12 protein-coding genes and 3 pseudogenes are annotated in these 14,969 nt (G+C 63.3%); 8 read left to right on the top strand and 7 right to left on the bottom strand.

What is annotated here, in order from left to right:
- The first annotated feature begins 11 nt into the window (after positions 1-11).
- Positions 12-212: a hypothetical protein gene (locus tag ACQ86E_RS09055; protein ID WP_431205093.1), complete on the top strand. Its 201-nt coding sequence runs from the start codon at positions 12-14 to the stop codon at positions 210-212.
- Positions 213-337: 125 nt separating this feature from the next.
- On the top strand, positions 338-685 hold the full coding sequence (locus ACQ86E_RS09050) for a hypothetical protein (RefSeq protein WP_431205092.1): 348 nt from the start codon (positions 338-340) through the stop codon (positions 683-685).
- A 65-nt stretch (positions 686-750) separates the two neighbouring features.
- Here ACQ86E_RS09050 and ACQ86E_RS09045 read toward each other — a convergent pair whose 3' ends face one another.
- Together ACQ86E_RS09045 and ACQ86E_RS09040 are read right to left on the bottom strand one after the other, a co-directional pair.
- A complete protein-coding gene (locus ACQ86E_RS09045; protein WP_431205091.1) occupies positions 751-2,220 on the bottom strand; it encodes a hypothetical protein in 1,470 nt (489 codons plus the stop codon).
- Positions 2,217-3,706: pseudogene (locus ACQ86E_RS09040) on the bottom strand (hypothetical protein). The gene ACQ86E_RS09045 and the pseudogene ACQ86E_RS09040 overlap by 4 nt, the downstream one beginning before the upstream one ends.
- A 395-nt stretch (positions 3,707-4,101) precedes the next feature.
- Here ACQ86E_RS09040 and ACQ86E_RS09035 point away from each other — a divergent pair.
- Positions 4,102-4,266 carry a Flp family type IVb pilin gene (locus tag ACQ86E_RS09035; RefSeq protein ID WP_014439808.1) on the top strand — a complete coding sequence of 55 codons (165 nt, stop codon included), beginning with the start codon at positions 4,102-4,104 and terminating at the stop codon, positions 4,264-4,266.
- Between the two features lie 236 nt (positions 4,267-4,502).
- On the opposite strand, the gene ACQ86E_RS09030 is transcribed toward ACQ86E_RS09035, so the two are convergent.
- Both ACQ86E_RS09030 and ACQ86E_RS09025 read right to left on the bottom strand, forming a co-directional pair.
- Positions 4,503-5,213, bottom strand: coding sequence for a hypothetical protein (locus tag ACQ86E_RS09030; RefSeq protein WP_431205090.1), 711 nt, complete (start codon positions 5,211-5,213; stop codon positions 4,503-4,505).
- A gap of 1,056 nt (positions 5,214-6,269) precedes the next feature.
- Entirely contained in the window at positions 6,270-6,947 is a 678-nt protein-coding gene (locus ACQ86E_RS09025) for a hypothetical protein (RefSeq protein ID WP_431205089.1), read from the bottom strand.
- A 715-nt stretch (positions 6,948-7,662) separates the two neighbouring features.
- Here ACQ86E_RS09025 and ACQ86E_RS09020 point away from each other — a divergent pair.
- Both ACQ86E_RS09020 and ACQ86E_RS09015 read left to right on the top strand, forming a co-directional pair.
- Positions 7,663-8,649: a M23 family metallopeptidase gene (locus tag ACQ86E_RS09020; protein WP_431205088.1), complete on the top strand. Its 987-nt coding sequence runs from the start codon at positions 7,663-7,665 to the stop codon at positions 8,647-8,649.
- A gap of 261 nt (positions 8,650-8,910) precedes the next feature.
- A pseudogene (locus ACQ86E_RS09015) lies at positions 8,911-9,590 on the top strand (helix-turn-helix domain-containing protein).
- Positions 9,591-9,688: 98 nt separating this feature from the next.
- On the opposite strand, the gene pyk reads toward ACQ86E_RS09015, so the two are convergent.
- Both pyk and ACQ86E_RS09005 read right to left on the bottom strand, forming a co-directional pair.
- Entirely contained in the window at positions 9,689-11,179 is a 1,491-nt protein-coding gene (gene pyk / locus ACQ86E_RS09010; protein WP_431205087.1) for a pyruvate kinase, read from the bottom strand.
- Positions 11,176-11,762: pseudogene (locus ACQ86E_RS09005) on the bottom strand (DUF1036 domain-containing protein). Before ACQ86E_RS09005 ends, pyk begins: the two are co-directional and overlap by 4 nt.
- Before the next feature lie 179 nt (positions 11,763-11,941).
- On the opposite strand from ACQ86E_RS09005, the gene ACQ86E_RS09000 reads away from it, so the two are divergent.
- From ACQ86E_RS09000 to ACQ86E_RS08990, 3 genes are all read left to right on the top strand, one after another.
- Positions 11,942-12,247: a DUF1244 domain-containing protein gene (locus ACQ86E_RS09000; protein WP_431205086.1), complete on the top strand. Its 306-nt coding sequence runs from the start codon at positions 11,942-11,944 to the stop codon at positions 12,245-12,247.
- 199 nt (positions 12,248-12,446) lie between these two features.
- Positions 12,447-12,719: a DUF2312 domain-containing protein gene (locus ACQ86E_RS08995; RefSeq protein ID WP_094976882.1), complete on the top strand. Its 273-nt coding sequence runs from the start codon at positions 12,447-12,449 to the stop codon at positions 12,717-12,719.
- Positions 12,720-12,782: 63 nt separating this feature from the next.
- A complete protein-coding gene (locus tag ACQ86E_RS08990; protein WP_431205085.1) occupies positions 12,783-13,202 on the top strand; it encodes a DUF1801 domain-containing protein in 420 nt (139 codons plus the stop codon).
- 14 nt (positions 13,203-13,216) lie between these two features.
- On the opposite strand, the gene ACQ86E_RS08985 is transcribed toward ACQ86E_RS08990, so the two are convergent.
- The gene (locus tag ACQ86E_RS08985) at positions 13,217-14,827 is read right to left on the bottom strand and encodes a DUF882 domain-containing protein (protein ID WP_431205084.1); all 1,611 of its coding nucleotides are present in this window, start codon (positions 14,825-14,827) and stop codon (positions 13,217-13,219) included.
- Positions 14,828-14,969 lie beyond the last annotated feature (142 nt).

Here is a 14,969-nt window from a genome sequence, read left to right as displayed (position 1 = left end):
GCCGGTGATTCATGGGTGCCGGCGCATCCAATTCCCGGACGCGGATTGATCCGCCATTAGCGCAGCGGAAAGCCACGATCCGCGAAATCTCTTCGCGCGTGCTGATCGGCTGCATCCTGTGCCTGCCGCTTGCGTATGTCGTGCTCCGCGGTTTCCTCTCGAATCCGGAGTTCGGGCATCCGTTCGCCCTGGTGAATTTCCTTCGCCAGTAGTTTCCAGGGCACGTGCTGATCGATTCGATTTCGGCCAGCGAGATGGTGGGGCTCGCGGGCGTCACCCTCCCCAATCCGCAATATTCTTGACGCCGAGACGGCCGGAGCTCGACGGACGGGCCGAGGTGAGTATCGCCGACATGGCGCTCGATCGCGGCAGCGTGTTTGAATTCGTCTCGCATCGCCGCGTCTGGGTCGACTTCAAGCGCGGCGGATCATCGGTCTTGACGCCGTCCTACTATCCAGTTTGGCGAAGCCGGTTGACGGATGTCGAGCGCCTGAACTCGCTTGCGGAGCGAATGGCCTATGCCTCGCGCAACGGCATCGGCTATGTTGTCGATGTCTGTCAGAGCCCGGACGCGGGGAACGGCGTCGTCTATCGCACGAAGCGGCTCTGCGTGTTCTCGACCGGCGCGGACGAGCCTGCGGCCCGGAAGGACGCATCGCCGGCGGCGGAGCGATCTGCCGGTTGAGCCATCGGGATCCTCTCGATCGCAGGAGTTGGTTGCAGTCCGGGAATTGAGTGCGCGCCACGCGCTCACTTCGGTGGTGTCGCGGCCTGCTGGTCGTCGCGGACGTGAATCACGGCGATGGTGTCGGCGTAGAGCCGCTTCCAGCCCCTGATGTGGTCCAGGATCTGGGCGGCGGGAGAATCGGCGGTGAGCAGCGTCGTGTCGATCCTGTTGTCGTCGAGCATGCGCAGCAGGCTGGCCACGTCGCGCCCGTCCTCGGCGGCGAAATAGTCCATCAGGAATTTCTCGCCGTAGAGCTCCGACCTTCCGTCGACGAAAGGCTTGATGTCGCGAACGATGAGGTAGCCGCCAAAGCCATAGGAATTGAAGATGCGCGCGACCCTGCGTTCGGTGAGAACGTCGACCGCCGCAACCGGCGTCTGTGTCGCCGAGAATGCAAAGGCGTGATGTGCGACAAAGGCTGCGGTCGCGCTCGCGACAGCCATGACGATCACCATCGCCGCCGGCGCGGTCGGGACGATCCACAGGGCACGTGGCGCGTCTGACGCAGCGGGCCTGATCCCCGTGCCCAGCGGCTGCGCCAGCACGAGCGGGACGAGCACGCCGAAGGTCTCGATGCTGCGGACATGTGCCAGCGCCATCCAGGTCGCGATCAGGATCAGCAGCACGCGCGGCGGCGACAGCGAGAGGCCGCGGGAGAGCGCGAGACCGAGGAGAGCGAGGAGTGCGCCCGCGAACGGACTGAACGAACCGAAATCGGCCGGGCGCCATTCGGCGATGACCGCGAAGGACTTGCCGAGGGTGAGGATGCGCAGAGCCCCCAACAAGGTGTCGAGGCCGTAGGGTGTGCAGCAACTCGCCGCCAGTGCGGCAAGCCCGAATGCGGCCCACTGCAATGCGAGCAACAGCCGCCGTGCCGGCGCCGCGCGCCAGAGCGATTCAAGGCCGATCGCCCCGATCAGGGCGAGTCCGAGCACGAAGCCGCCGTGGAGGTTGGCCCACAGCACCATCAGTGGCAGCAGCAGGAAGGAGGGCGCGCGGCCGCGGTCGGCCGCGGCCATCAAGGCACCGGCCCAGCCGACCATGACGGGCAGCGCGAGCACATGGGGACGCGCCAGCAGATGCGGCGTCGCCAGGGTCATCGCCAGCAGGCAGAAGACCAGCGCATAGGGCAGGGTGAGATGCCGCTGCAGCAGGGCCAGCAACAGGCCCATCGCCGCCGCGATTGCCGTGGCGGCGAGGACGACGGGCCCGGCCCAACCCCAGTGAGAATAGGTCGTCGCGAACAGCACCTGGGACAACCAGGATGTCGAGAGCCAGACGTCGCCCTGGCGCGTCAGGGAGTAGACGTCGGTCCAGGGCACGGCCCGATGATCCAGGATCCATTGGCCCACCTTGATCTGCCAGAGCGTATCCGGGTCGTGCAGCAGGCCATCGCCGCTCAGCAGCAGCAGCAGATAGGTCGCGGCCGCAGCGCACAGCGGCGCCAGGTTTCGCTGGCGATGCGCGATTGGAAGACTGGCCGCGATCGTCACGGTTTGGCCGGCGCGGCTGCGGCGGACGTGCCATCCCGCACATGGATCACGGCGATGTCGTCCGCGTAGATCCGCTTCCAGCCCTTGAGCTGATCGAGGATCTGCGGGCCCGGTGCGTCGGCGACCAGGAGCGTCGCGTCGATCTTGTAGTCGTCGAGCAGGCGCGGCAGCAGCTCGGGCTTCTTGCCTTCGGTTGCCTTGAAGAAGTCCATGACGAATTTCTCGCCGTAGAGTTCGGCGCGGCCATCGACGTAGACAGGGATGTTGCGCGAGATCAGATAGCCGCCGAACTGGTAGGCGTTGAAGATACGCTGCACCTTGCGCTGTTCGAGCAGGTCGACCGCCGCGACCGGCGTCTGCGTCATCGTGAAAGTGAAGGGGTGGTGCGCCATGAAGAGCGCGGTCGAGGTCCAGCCGGCGGCCACGATCATCAGCGCGCCGAATGCGGTGACGGTGCGCGCCGGCCAGCGGTCGGCGCCGGCAGCTTCCGCCAGTGAGCGCGGGAGCATCTCGCCGAGCGGCTTTGCCAGCACCAGCGGCACCAGGAAGGCAAAGGCATCGATGCTCCTGACATGGGTCAGCGCGCTCCAGGTCAGGAACAGGATCAGGAAGATCCGGGGCGCCGAGAGCACGAGACCGCGATAATAGCCGAGTGCGATCAGGCCGAGCAGCGCGCCTTCGAACGAGGTGAAGGTGGCGAAGTTCGCCGGCATCCACTCGAAGATCAGCGACAGCAGCTCGCCGAGGCTGAGGATGTTGGTCGCCCCCATCAGCGTTCGCCAGCCGTAGGGCGTGCAACAGCTCGCGATCAGTGCGCCGGCGCCGAACAGCACCCAGCGCATGAACAGCCGAAGCCGTTGTCCCTTCTCCGCATGCTCGACTGCCTCGAGCGAGATCGGACCGATCAGCGCGAGGCCGAGCACGAAGCCGCCATGCAAATTCGCCCACAGCGCCATCAGCGGCAGCCAGGTCCAGGACGGCGCGCTTCTGCGGTCGGCGGCTGCCATCAGCAGGCCGACCCACGCGACCATCACGGGCAATGCGAGAATATGCGGACGCGCCAGCACGTGATGCAATGACAGCACCAGCGCCAGCATGGCAAACAGCACCGCGCGGGGCGCCTCGATCTGCGTTTCGAGCAGATGGACCAGGATTGCGGCGGTGAGCGCGACCCCGATCGCGGTGACGATCACGGGACCTGCCCAGCCCCATTGCGCATAGGAGAAGGCGAACAGCACCTGCGACAGCCACGACGTCGAGATCCAGGCTTCGCCTTGCCGTGTGAAGGAATAGAAGTCCGTATACGGCATGGCGCCGTGATCGAGGATCCATTGCCCGATCTTGATCTGCCAGAACGAGTCGGAGTCCTGAAGCAGCGTGTCGCCGGTAAAAAGAAGAACAGATAGGTGCCGGCACCGACACACAGCGGCACCAGGGCGCGCGCGCGGGTCTGCACCGCGATGCTGTTGGCAAAGGAAAGGGACATGCCGCCTCGTTGTCCTGCTTGTTCTCGTCGACCCGATCATGGTCCGGAAAAGTGTGTCGCGGCTTTCCGGGGAGATCATGCTCGAACAATAATCTGAAGCGCGATGAACGATTCCTCTCATCTTGCTTCAGGCCGAGCGGGCGGCATTGGATCACGCGTGGTCATAACTTCGAGTAAATCGCGCTCCGCAGCATTGCCGCGGATAGCTACGATTTAACGGATTGTTTTCAATTCCGGTTTACCATCGTGAAATACGTGCAATGCGCTTCGTGTTTACGCAGTCGAATTAACTGCGGCGCAATTCTTTGCCTCTACGTTCGATCCATGGTCGGGCGGCGCTGGGAAGCCGGAAAGACCAGATCAGTTGTAGCCTCGTGTACTCTTTGGGAGCAGTTATGAAGAACCTCGTTTCGCGTTTCGTGAAGGACGAATCCGGCGCCACCGCCATCGAATACGGTCTGATCGCCGCCGGCATCGCGCTGGCCATCATCACCGTCGTCAACAACCTCGGCACCTCGCTGAACACCAAGTTCGGCTCGATCTCGTCCAGCCTCAAGTAAGACCGGTCGACCTGAGAGTTTCGAGAGCCCCGTCCTGGACGGGGCTCTTTTCTTTGGGCAGGCATCATGACGCGGCGCGGCATGATGGGCGGCGTCATGTCCAGGCCAGTCCGCTGGTTTCGTCGAACGCATCGCGTCCCTGACCGGTGCAATCGAGAATGAAGTCGTTCGCAAAAGTGATCTGGCCGGCATGACGTGCTCCAGCCAGATCTCCGAGGATCTGAAGGGGGCGTCTCTTACCGCTGTGGGTCTCTATAGATTTCTATCATTGTTCGGCCCGGCACTTCCTCACAGTGCATGACGGTCCGAGGTCGCGCTGCATCGCCCGCGATGCTTTCAATCGTGATGGTCTTGCTTATTCGGCTCAATACGACTCGGCGGGGAACGTCGAAATTCATCAATAACATGACCTCATCCTGGCTCGCATCAGTGACCTCACCGCGAAACCCTCTTGCTTCCTGGCCGCGCTCAAAGAGTGCTTGTTTTGAAGCGACATCCATCGTGAAGTACATGTATCCGGCGTCTTCACAGCGGACGGAGATTGGGTGCTGAATGGGATCGCGAACCCGGAAGCTTAATATGCTTCGCGGAGGCGTGATGGTGCACTGATGGGTTAATGTTGGCCTGAAAGTCGGGTCATCAAGTCCCGGCCACGTCATCGTCTTCTTGATGCGATCAAAGATCAGGTCGATCTTGCCTGGATAGACGCGCAACATGAATTCGATCTTTCCATCGGTTGCGGAAATGATCTCTCCCGAATGCGCATTGATGCCGAAATTTGTTTCGATGTTTATAGGCGGCGTTTCAAAGACGACAGCTTTGGCATCGACGTCGAACGTCGCGAAGTAGGGGCGAACCGGAGCGCCACCCTCGCACCGCACCGAGATTAGTTCAGCGGCCGTCAGGGGAGCGGAGGTCAGCATGAGAAAAGGCCTGAGCCACTTCATATGGCACACTCCGTTCTCGCGTCAGAGCAACGTTCGCAGCTTCTCAGCTGCAAAAGGTAGTTTGAACTCTCAACGTTGCCTGGTGATGAATCGGCAGGATGGGCCGGGTAAGCTCGCGACGAGCGTACACTGCGACTACTAAACGGATTACGAATTCCAGCCACGACCACAGTCCCGGGAACGTTGACGCGGCTACCACACCTTGCGGCATCTCAAATCAACGATAGATTGCATGGTCTACTGGAAAACTTTTGGATGTAAAGAGTTGCCATGCAACTGAATTGATTGTGAGGCAGCAGTATGTTGCGCGCGAAGGCACCGAAGATTCAGCTCAAATTCGAACATGAGATCGAAGTGCTTGGAAGATGTTGATTCCCGTCGTCGACGCACTGCGTTGATGACCACACCAGACCCCAAACAACATCGTGCCGGGTGACTTGCGGCCTCGCGCGAGAGATCCGGGATTGGCTGCAACAGCGCAAATCCGGCAGACAGGAAGGTCGATTGTTGCCTTCGCGGCTTGGCCGCCCGGTGCCTCCACGGCAACTTTTGTTCTTCGCCGAAGAGGTGCCGAGATCGAGCGGCGGTCCTTCCAGGTGGACATCGCGCAATAGCATCTCGCCCCCGAGCCGACCCAGCTCGCCAATCCTCCCGGGGTCGCCTCGAAAGATGCCGGTGGCGGTCGGCAAGGCATCGTCTTGCGCTATCTGATCGATAGAGGGAGCGGTTCCCGTCTGAAGTATATCCCCAAGGACTTTCTGTGCGATCTCGTCTGATACGCTTTGGATCAGATTCTGCTGTGGAGCCTCTCCAAATCGAGTCTCATATTGAGCGGCAGTAAATTGCCGAACAGTGGCCGCGGCACTTCCGACGTCCTGATTTATATCCGCAGCCCCCGCATCCATTGTATCGATGCCTGAGACACTCCTTCGCCACCATCCGCGAAACTAGCAGCGAGCCGGTAGGCCGCTGGAAAATTCCCCGCCGTGAAAAGGGCCTGAATTTGGGAAAGTTGGTCCCCGTTATACGTAAACATATGCTGCCCCCTTTTTATCGTTATCGGCCGCTTACGGTCATAGACGAAATGAACGTCTCGACCTGCTGCAACATGAGCGGCCATACACGTATCGGCTTTTCGGAGTCGAGAACTCCTAGGCGAATCGCGGAGCCATCGGGCAGCCGTCCCCAAATCGTGCACCGTGCACTTGGTTTCTGAGTTGCAGCGGGATCACACCCTGCGTTGATTATCGAGCCGAAGAAGATCGGCTGTATCGAAGTGATCTCAATCCGCTGGCCTCGAGTGACTGTTCGGAACAAGCCGTCGGGCATTGGTTGACCACCTTCCGCAACAGGCTGAATCGGGCGAGACGATCTGTAGATGCCCAGAGGAAAAATGCCCGCGAGCTCTGCGCGGCTGGCATCCTGGCTCGCCCAGGCAGACAGCTGCTTGGGTGGGAAGGCAATGCGATCAACGGCCGCAGGCGGGTCCTGCGAATGTTGACAATATTGTTTTGCGCGGACGCCGTTCGGAAAATAATCCCGAGTGGGCAGCGCTTCTGGTGGCGAATAATCTGGCTGGAGCGCAGCGGGAATACGATATTCAATCCCGTTCAACCGCAGTCTCACTGGATCAGCACGCTCGCAAGTAGCTTGACCAAATGCGTGGGCCACCTCGAGAGATGACCCAAATACGAAAAGAACAATGCAGCCGGACAGACCCACGAGCCGCTTCATGTCGCCCGCTCCGTTCTCGCACCAAGCTCTCCACCGCGGATCAACAGCAACGGCAAGCCGCTCGAACTTTCGACATGAGTTGTCCAGATGGACGCGGTGGAGGCGCCATGAACGTGCTCTGCGCCAACCGAGATTGAACGGATTGCGAGTCCCAGTCACACCACAGCCCCGATAACGCGACACCCACACACCACGCGCCGGCCAACATCAACGTCCGATTGCGAACACTACAGAATAACTTATGGATGTAAAGGACGGTTACGCAACTCATTAGCTCCTGAAAATGCGGCGCGCCCACAGGCAAACAACGAAAGATTGAACTTAAATTGGAGCCGGCAGTCCACGCGCTTGAAAACGCACGTTGCTCGACCCTTCCACCTCAACAAGGTACGATCGCACGTGATCGCGGTAAGACAAAGATGACGTCGATCTCAATTTTTCCTGCGGCAGTTTGCCACCATTTTAGAGTCGGTTCCTCTATCGGCGCCGTCTAATGGTCTCGGGGCCGTTTGTAATCCAGAAGGAGTGAACGAGTCTGAGAGCGGCGACCACGGCAACCTGGTCAGCTTGCGAGATTCGTAGAGTGATATCGGTCTTTTGCATCGCGGCACCAATGTTCGCTTCATGAACGCTGCGAGACTGTGTCTTGTGACGAACGGTATGGCTCCATGCCTCCATCGGCGATTGCAGGCGGACAGATCGACGAGGAACGTATGTGTCTGCCTTGGCATTTTGCGCGGTCATGACATGCGCGGCGGCATCCCGCAGCTCCGAACCACAACTGTTTGCGTGGCCGGTTGCCTGCGAACTGGGAGCAACTTGCTTCGTCCAGAACTACGTTGACCATGATCCCTCCGACAAGACCTTGGACTTTCGATGCGGGCACCGAACCTATGATGGTCACGATGGCACCGACATCAGGCTACCCGATCTGGACGTTCAGAGAACAGGTGTGGCAGTCGTTGCTGCCGCTTCAGGGCGCGTTGCTCAAATCCGCGACGGTATGGATGACGTGTCGGTCAAGTTCGCCGGCAAAGCCGCAGTCGCCGGCAGGGAATGCGGCAACGGCGCAATCGTCGAACACGGAGACGGCTGGAGCACGCAATACTGCCACATGGCCAAGGGCAGTCTCAGAGTGAAGCCGGGCGACAGCGTGAACGCCGGGCAGGCACTCGGGCTGGTGGGCCTCTCCGGAAACACCGAGTTTCCGCACCTGCATTTCACGGTGAGGCATAACGGGACAGTCGTAGATCCCTTCGCCGAGGGAGCAGCGAAAGGCGAATGCAATTTCGGTCGGTCGCTGTGGCAGCCTACGGCGAGTTCTACTCCCAACTACCGGCCCACTGAGATCATCAATGCCGGCTTTGCCGATCGAGCAGTGACCATGGACGATGTCGAGGCAGGCGAGCCCAGGCGATCCGTACCTGGCGCTAACTCTGAGGCCATCGTTGCGTATGTTCGCGCAATCGGACTTCAAGCGGAAGACGAGCAAGCCATCGAGCTGAAGTCACCTCAGGGGCAAGTCATCGCGCTGTATCGCGCACCGAAGCTGCCGCGAGACCAGGCGCAGTATTTCGTCTCGGCCGGACGAAAGCGGCCGGGTTCGGCCTGGCCGCCCGGCGCCTACACGGCAACGTTTACCATTTCCCGAAATGGCAACGAGATCGAAAGGCGATCCTTCAAGGTGGAAATCGCGCAATAGCAAGCTCGTCTCCAGGCCTAGCTCGCCGGCAGCATTTGCCCTCAGCCAGTCAGTCCGGGGGCAAGTTGGAGCGCGCACGTCCTGATCGCCTTGACGGTCCCGGTTGGCGCTCCCGTCCGTTCGCCATGACGCTCCACGCATTTGCATCTTGTCATCCACTTTGAATAGTTGTTCAGTCCTTGCGGGGCGATTTGCATCTTTTGCAGTGACGAAGCGTTCGGCCGCGGGCGTGCGGCAGGCGTGTGGGACAGGAAGCGCGCCATGGTTTATCGGCGGACGCATCAAGTGGTGAAGCGCCTTGCGGCGCGGCGCAGTGCGATACTGGCGGCGGCGCGCGAGGCTGCGTCGGAAGGCGGGATGGCGGCGGTGCAGATCGCGCCGGTCGCGGTCCGGGCCAATGTCGCGGCCGGCACCGTTTACCGTTACTTCCCTCCAAGGCCGAGCTGATTTCCGAATTGATTGCCGAGGTCTCGCGCGACGAGCTCGCGGCGATCCGCCGGGCGGCCGAAGCCGCGCCCGGGCCGTCCTCGGCGCTCGCGGCCGCCGTGACCACGGTGGCGGTCCATACCCTGTCGCAGCGCCGACTGGCCTGGGGCATCCTCGCCGAGCCCGTCGATGTCGACGTCAGCGCCTCCCGCCTTGCCAGCCGCCGCGAGATCGCGGGCGAGATCGCCGGGCGGATCGACGCCGCCGTGCGTGCCGGTCATTTGCCGGCGCAGGACACCGCGCTTGCCGCGACCGCGCTGCTCGGCGCGCTGCATGAGGCGCTGGTCGGGCCGCTTGCGCCCGACAATCTCGAAGATCCCGCCAGGATGCGCGACGCCGTGCAGACCGTGACGCTGCTGGCACTGCGCGCCGTCGGCGTCATGGACGCCCGGGCCCGTGGCCTGGTGGTCCAGCAGACCCTGCTGCCAACCGCAAAAGCGCTGGTCGGGGCTTGAAAGCCGGACGGGAAGCGGGGCTGAGACCTGATTGTGCTCAGGTCATTGCCTGAGCACGCCTTTTCGCAAGACCTCAGCAAACCAGCCGGACGCGCCGGCTACTGTGCATGGGGTTGTTTTCGAGGTTTTTGTTCGGGCCGCACCGGCGGCCCTAGAGATCTCGCGTCGCCCTCGGGGCCGACTGACGCGATGCGCACCATATTGGTCGTCCCGGGAATGCCGAGCGGCACGCCTGCAACGATGATCACGCGCTGGCCGGCGCGGACGAAGCCGTCCCGGAACGCGATCTGGCCGGCGCGGCTCACCATGTCGTCCTGGTCGCGCGCATCGTCCGCCACCACGCAATGCACGCCCCAGACGACGGCGAGCCGGCGGCCGGCGCTGATGTTGGGCGTGATCGCCACGATCGGCGGCTTCGGCCGCTCGCGCGCCACGCGCACCGCGGTCGAGCCCGAGCTGGTCCAGCAGATCAGCGCGGGCAGGTCGAGCGTCTCGGCGATCTGCCGCGCGGCGTCGGCGATGGCATCGCCGGCGGTCGTTTCCGGCGGGGGGCGCTGGGCGGTGAGCACAGAGCGATAGATCGGGTCGCGCTCGACCTCCTCGCCGATCCGATTCATGGTCGCGACCGCCTCGACCGGGAATTTGCCGGCCGCCGATTCCGCCGACAGCATGATGGCGTCGGCGCCTTCATAGACGGCGGTGGCGACGTCGGAGACTTCGGCGCGGGTCGGAACCGGCGACTGGATCATCGATTCCAGCATTTGCGTCGCGACCACCACCGGCTTGCCGGCGCGGCGCGCCATGCGCGTCATCTGCTTCTGCAGGCTCGGCACACGCTCGAGCGGAAGCTCGACGCCGAGGTCGCCGCGCGCCACCATCAGCGCGTCGGAGGCCTCGAGGATGTCGGCGAGACGGTCGATCGCCTGCGGCTTCTCGATCTTGGCCATGACGGCGGCGCGGCCGCGGATCATCTTCTTGGCCTCGAGCACGTCGTCGGCGCGCTGCACGAAGGACAGCGCGATCCAGTCGACGCCGGTGACCAGTGCCGCCTCGAGGTCGGCGCGGTCCTTCGGCGTCATCGCCGAGACCGCCAGGTCGGTGTCGGGCAGGCTGACGCCCTTGCGGTCGGACATCCGGCCGCCGACCACGACGCGGGTTACCGCGTGGTCCTTCGAGGTTTCCTCAGCGATCAGGCGCACCTTGCCGTCGTCGAGCAGCAGCGAATGGCCCGGCCGCAGCGCGGCCAGGATCTCCGGATGCGGGAGATTGACCCGCGTGGCATCGCCCGGCGTCTTGTCGGAATCGAGGGTAAAGGTCTGTCCGTTCTGGAGCTGCACCGCGCCCTCGGCGAAGGCGCCGAGTCTCAGCTTGGGGCCCTGCAGGTCGACCAGGATGCCGATCGGCCGGCCATAGCTGCTCTCGACATTGCGGATCGTCGCCACCAGCTCCCGCATCTTGTCATGCGGGGTGTGGCTCATGTTGATGCGGAACAGGTCGGCGCCGGCCTCGAACAGGCGGCGGATCATCGCAAGGTCCGAAGAGGCAGGTCCGAGCGTCGCGAGAATCTTGATACGGCGAAGACGCCTCATGGCTTATTTCCAGGCGGGGGTGGCAGGCCGGGCGAGCCCGGGGGCGTAGCACCGGGCGGACCGTTGGGCAAACCCGGAACGCCGCCACCCGGGCCCACCGGGCCGGGCAAGCCGGGCACGCGCTGCTGCCGCGACGGCTGCTCGTTGGCGTCGGTGAGCTGCACCGTCCAGGCCCGCTGCTCGCCGGTGTCGACCTCGAAATAGCCGGTCCGGTCGTATCCGCGCGCGAGGCAATCTTCGGTGCCGCGGATGGTGAATTCCTTGTCGCGCGAGCACATGAAGGCCTGGCCCGACCATTCGCCGCCGCGGTCATAGTCGATCGCGTAGATGTAATAGTAGCGGGCGACCAGCGTTCCCCGCAGCAGGGTCTCGCAGGAGCGGGACGAGATGTTCCACCAGCCTTCGGTGGTCCAGCCCTCGGCGTCCTTGTAACCCAGCGCGATGCCGACCCGGCTCGAGGTGTTGTTGCAGAGCCGGAAATCGGCGGAGGCCGGGCTGGCCCAGAGGCACAGCAGGCCAACGACCAGCACCGGGACCAACCGGGCGAGCAGGCGAAGGGGGAGCGGGGAGATTCGGCGATCATTGTCGCGAAAGCTATATCAGATCATTGACGATTTGGCGTAGGGGCGAGGAACTACCGCCCGGGCGGCTTTGCGCCCGTTTGCGCCGGGATATGGCAAAATCTGTGACAGGACCCCACCTGATCCCGTAAGGGTGATCGCCACCGGGGTCTGAGCCAAGCCACAGCCATGGGATTAAGTTATGGCAATCGACGACAAAACCAGAACAGAGCTTGAGGCGGCCGCCTTCCGGCGTCTGGTCGATCATTTGAAGACGCGCACGGACGTCCAGAACATCGATCTGATGAATCTGGCGGGCTTCTGCCGCAACTGCCTGTCCAACTGGCTCAAGGACGCCGCTGACGCTCAAGGCGTCGCCCTGAGCAAGGACGAGAGCCGCGAGGCCGTCTACGGCATGCCCTACGAGACCTGGAAGTCGAAATACCAGGGCGCGGCCTCGCCCGAGCAGATCGAGGCGATGAAGAAAGTCCATCCCCACGGGCACTGAACAGGCTTCATCGGACGCGTGTCCTGAGTCGCACCACACAACAGCTTTCTTTGTCTCGCCGCAGGAAGATGTGGGCGCGCTGTGGACGAGCGCGATGCTTGCTTGAACGCGGGGGGCGCCAACCCTAAGGGTCTATCCAGCACGCGCGGTGAGGATGCCGGCGTCACCTCGTTTTGCCAGTTCCATTTGGAGTACCAAGATGGCCACCACCGCCGCCGTCCGCGACGACGAGCCCGCGACGAAATTTGCCAAGGACCAGCTCAAATCCATCATCGAGCGCATCGAGCGGCTGGAGGAAGAGAAGAAGGCGATCTCCGACGACATTCGCGACGTCTATGCCGAGAGCAAGGGCAACGGCTACGACGTCAAGGCGCTGCGCACCATCGTGCGGATGCGCAAGCAGGACCCCAACGAGCGCGCCGAGGCCGAGACGATCCTCGAGACCTACATGCAAGCGCTGGGGATGCTCTGAGGCCATGACTCTCGTCCTGGCGAAACCCAGGACGAGCCGGAGCTTGGAGTCGGGAGAGATGTCGTGACCGCGCCGCCACTGCCGCGCGAGGTAGGCCGCGCTTTCGACGTTCTTCCGGCGCCGATCGGCAAGCGGCTCCTGCAGGTGCGTGCGCTGATCTTTGCGACAGCCGCCGCGCACGACGATGTCGGTCGTCTCACCGAAACCCTGAAATGGGGCGAGCCGGCTTATCTGACCGGTGAGACCGGCAGCGGCTCTACAATCCGGCTTGGCCGCCTGAAGGGCTCGGACCACGCTGCCATCCTGTTCAACTGCAGAACGACGCTGGTCGACACCTTTCGCGAGCGCTTTCCCGATCAATTCGAGTACCGGCAGACGAGGGCGCTACTGTTGCCCGTGTCAGGCGCGCTGCCGAAGCGGGAGCTCACGGTCTGCCTGTCGCTGGCGCTGACATATCATCTGGATCGGCGGAGCGAGCGCTAAAGCGCTCGAAGACCTCAGCGCAGCGCCGCCGTCCGCATGACGAACGACGTCGTCTGGAGCTTCGTGGTCGCGGTGCCCGTGAAGCTGTCGCAGGACAGGCCTTGCATCGGATCGTCGGCAAAGCTCATCGCGACCACAGCCTGCGGCTTGACGAAATAGCTGCGCAACGCGGCGGTATCGAGTTCGCCCATCAGCGTCACCGACATCGCGCGGCTGGCGCTCGGCGACAGCATCACGATCTTGAGCCAGATGCTCTCGCCCTTGGGCGCCGAGAGGCGGGTTGCGGTCGCGACTGCGCCATCGACACTCTTGCCGACGACGGTGTTGATCTCGGTTGCGGGCGCGAGGCTGCGCGTCGCGGTGGTGTGACGGGCTGCGCGCGGAATCGGCGCGGAGGCGGCGACAACGTTGGCGCGGTCGACCGGAGAGGCGGAGGCCGGCGCATAAGCCAATGCCTGATAGGCCGCGCTGGAGACGCTGGAGGTCGCTTGCGGATCAGTGGCCTGAGCAAGCGCCTGGCGCGCCCTGAGCGCAGCCACTTGGGCGGGCGTCGCCTGCTGTGGCGTGGCCGGGGCATCCCAGAAGCCGCGGGCGTTGATGATGTCGGCGGGAGTCTCGGGCTTGCCGGCGGCGGACTTGTCAGCCACGGGCGCGGGCTTCGGCCTTGGCGGCGCAACGATCTGCGCATCGGCCGAAGCAAGCTGGATCGTGGCGGCAATCGACGGCTTGGCGCGCGGCGTCGGCACCGGTTCGGCCGGCTTGGTTGCGGCTGCGACCATGGTCGGCGAAGCAGGCTTGGCGGCCGCCGCCGGAGCGCCCTCGTCATCCTCGTCGCTGCTGCTGCCGGCCGGAGCCGGTTTGCCCTTGAACAAGGCGGCGAAGAAGCCCGGCTTGCTGCTGCCGGAATCGTCGCCATTGCCCCGGCGCTCGATCTCGGCCTTGGCGAGTTCATAGCCCTTCAGGGGCGTGCCATCGGTCGGCAGATGCACCGTCTTTCCATCCGGGAAGACGCGGGCGAGCTGGTCATGCGTCATGCGCGGCCAGTGCCGGATGCTGCCGGTGTCCAGATGCACGAAGGGCGAGCCGGAGGTCGGATAGAAGCCGACGCCGCCGCGCTGCAGCCGCAGGCCGGCGAAACGGATCTGCTCCAGCGGCACGCCCGGAATATAGAAGTCCATCGCATGCCCCAGCATGTGCTGGCTGAAGCGCGCCACACCGGAGGAGCGGCGACGGAGCATGGCGTTGGTGGCGGGGGAGCGATAGGAGGAGATGATCTGGATCGGCTGCTTGCCGTCGACGTCGCGGTAGACTTCCCAGAGGATGTCGAACAGGCGACGGTCCATGACCGTTTCGTCCTGGGTGCGCCAGTCGCGGAGGAAATGGTTGAGCTGCTTCAGCGAGCCTTCGTCGAAGCGCCCGTCACGCTTGAATGTAACGGTGAGGTCTTCGCCGGAATGGGTGTGGTGGAAGGAGAGCGTCTTGGTTTCGTTCAGTGCGGCGGCGTCGTGAACCGAACCGGCGGCAGCAAACAGCAGGGCGCAAGCAAGGCCGATCCGGGATCCGGCCTTCACTCCCGCATGGGACAACGACAGCACCGCGAATTGGCGTGCGAGACCAGTCAGCACGTTAGAGCCCACCCAGTCGACGAGCGTTCAAAATGGACTCCCCGCCAACCCCGTTAGCGCGCGAAAGAGGATGAACGCTTTGTTAAAGCGAGAAGGTTAATTTGAGGTTCACCTTCCCGCCCCCAAACCAAGTCAGAATACG

It is taken from the genome of Bradyrhizobium betae, assembly GCF_050632175.1.
GTDB classification, from domain to species: Bacteria; Pseudomonadota; Alphaproteobacteria; order Rhizobiales; family Xanthobacteraceae; genus Bradyrhizobium; species Bradyrhizobium betae_B.
The sequence above is the reverse complement of the archived record's forward strand: the minus strand, read 5'-3'. Positions and strand labels throughout refer to the sequence as shown.

Bases quoted from the DNA above. Each gene is read 5' to 3' on its own strand.
- ACQ86E_RS09055 (WP_431205093.1), top strand. From the start codon at position 12: ATGGGTGCCGGCGCATCCAATTCCCGGACGCGGATTGATCCGCCATTA.
- ACQ86E_RS09035 (WP_014439808.1), top strand. From the start codon at position 4,102: ATGAAGAACCTCGTTTCGCGTTTCGTGAAGGACGAATCCGGCGCCACC.
- ACQ86E_RS09030 (WP_431205090.1), bottom strand. From the start codon at position 5,213: ATGAAGTGGCTCAGGCCTTTTCTCATGCTGACCTCCGCTCCCCTGACG.
- ACQ86E_RS09025 (WP_431205089.1), bottom strand. From the start codon at position 6,947: ATGAAGCGGCTCGTGGGTCTGTCCGGCTGCATTGTTCTTTTCGTATTT.
- pyk (WP_431205087.1), bottom strand. From the start codon at position 11,179: ATGAGGCGTCTTCGCCGTATCAAGATTCTCGCGACGCTCGGACCTGCC.
- ACQ86E_RS09000 (WP_431205086.1), top strand. From the start codon at position 11,942: ATGGCAATCGACGACAAAACCAGAACAGAGCTTGAGGCGGCCGCCTTC.
- ACQ86E_RS08995 (WP_094976882.1), top strand. From the start codon at position 12,447: ATGGCCACCACCGCCGCCGTCCGCGACGACGAGCCCGCGACGAAATTT.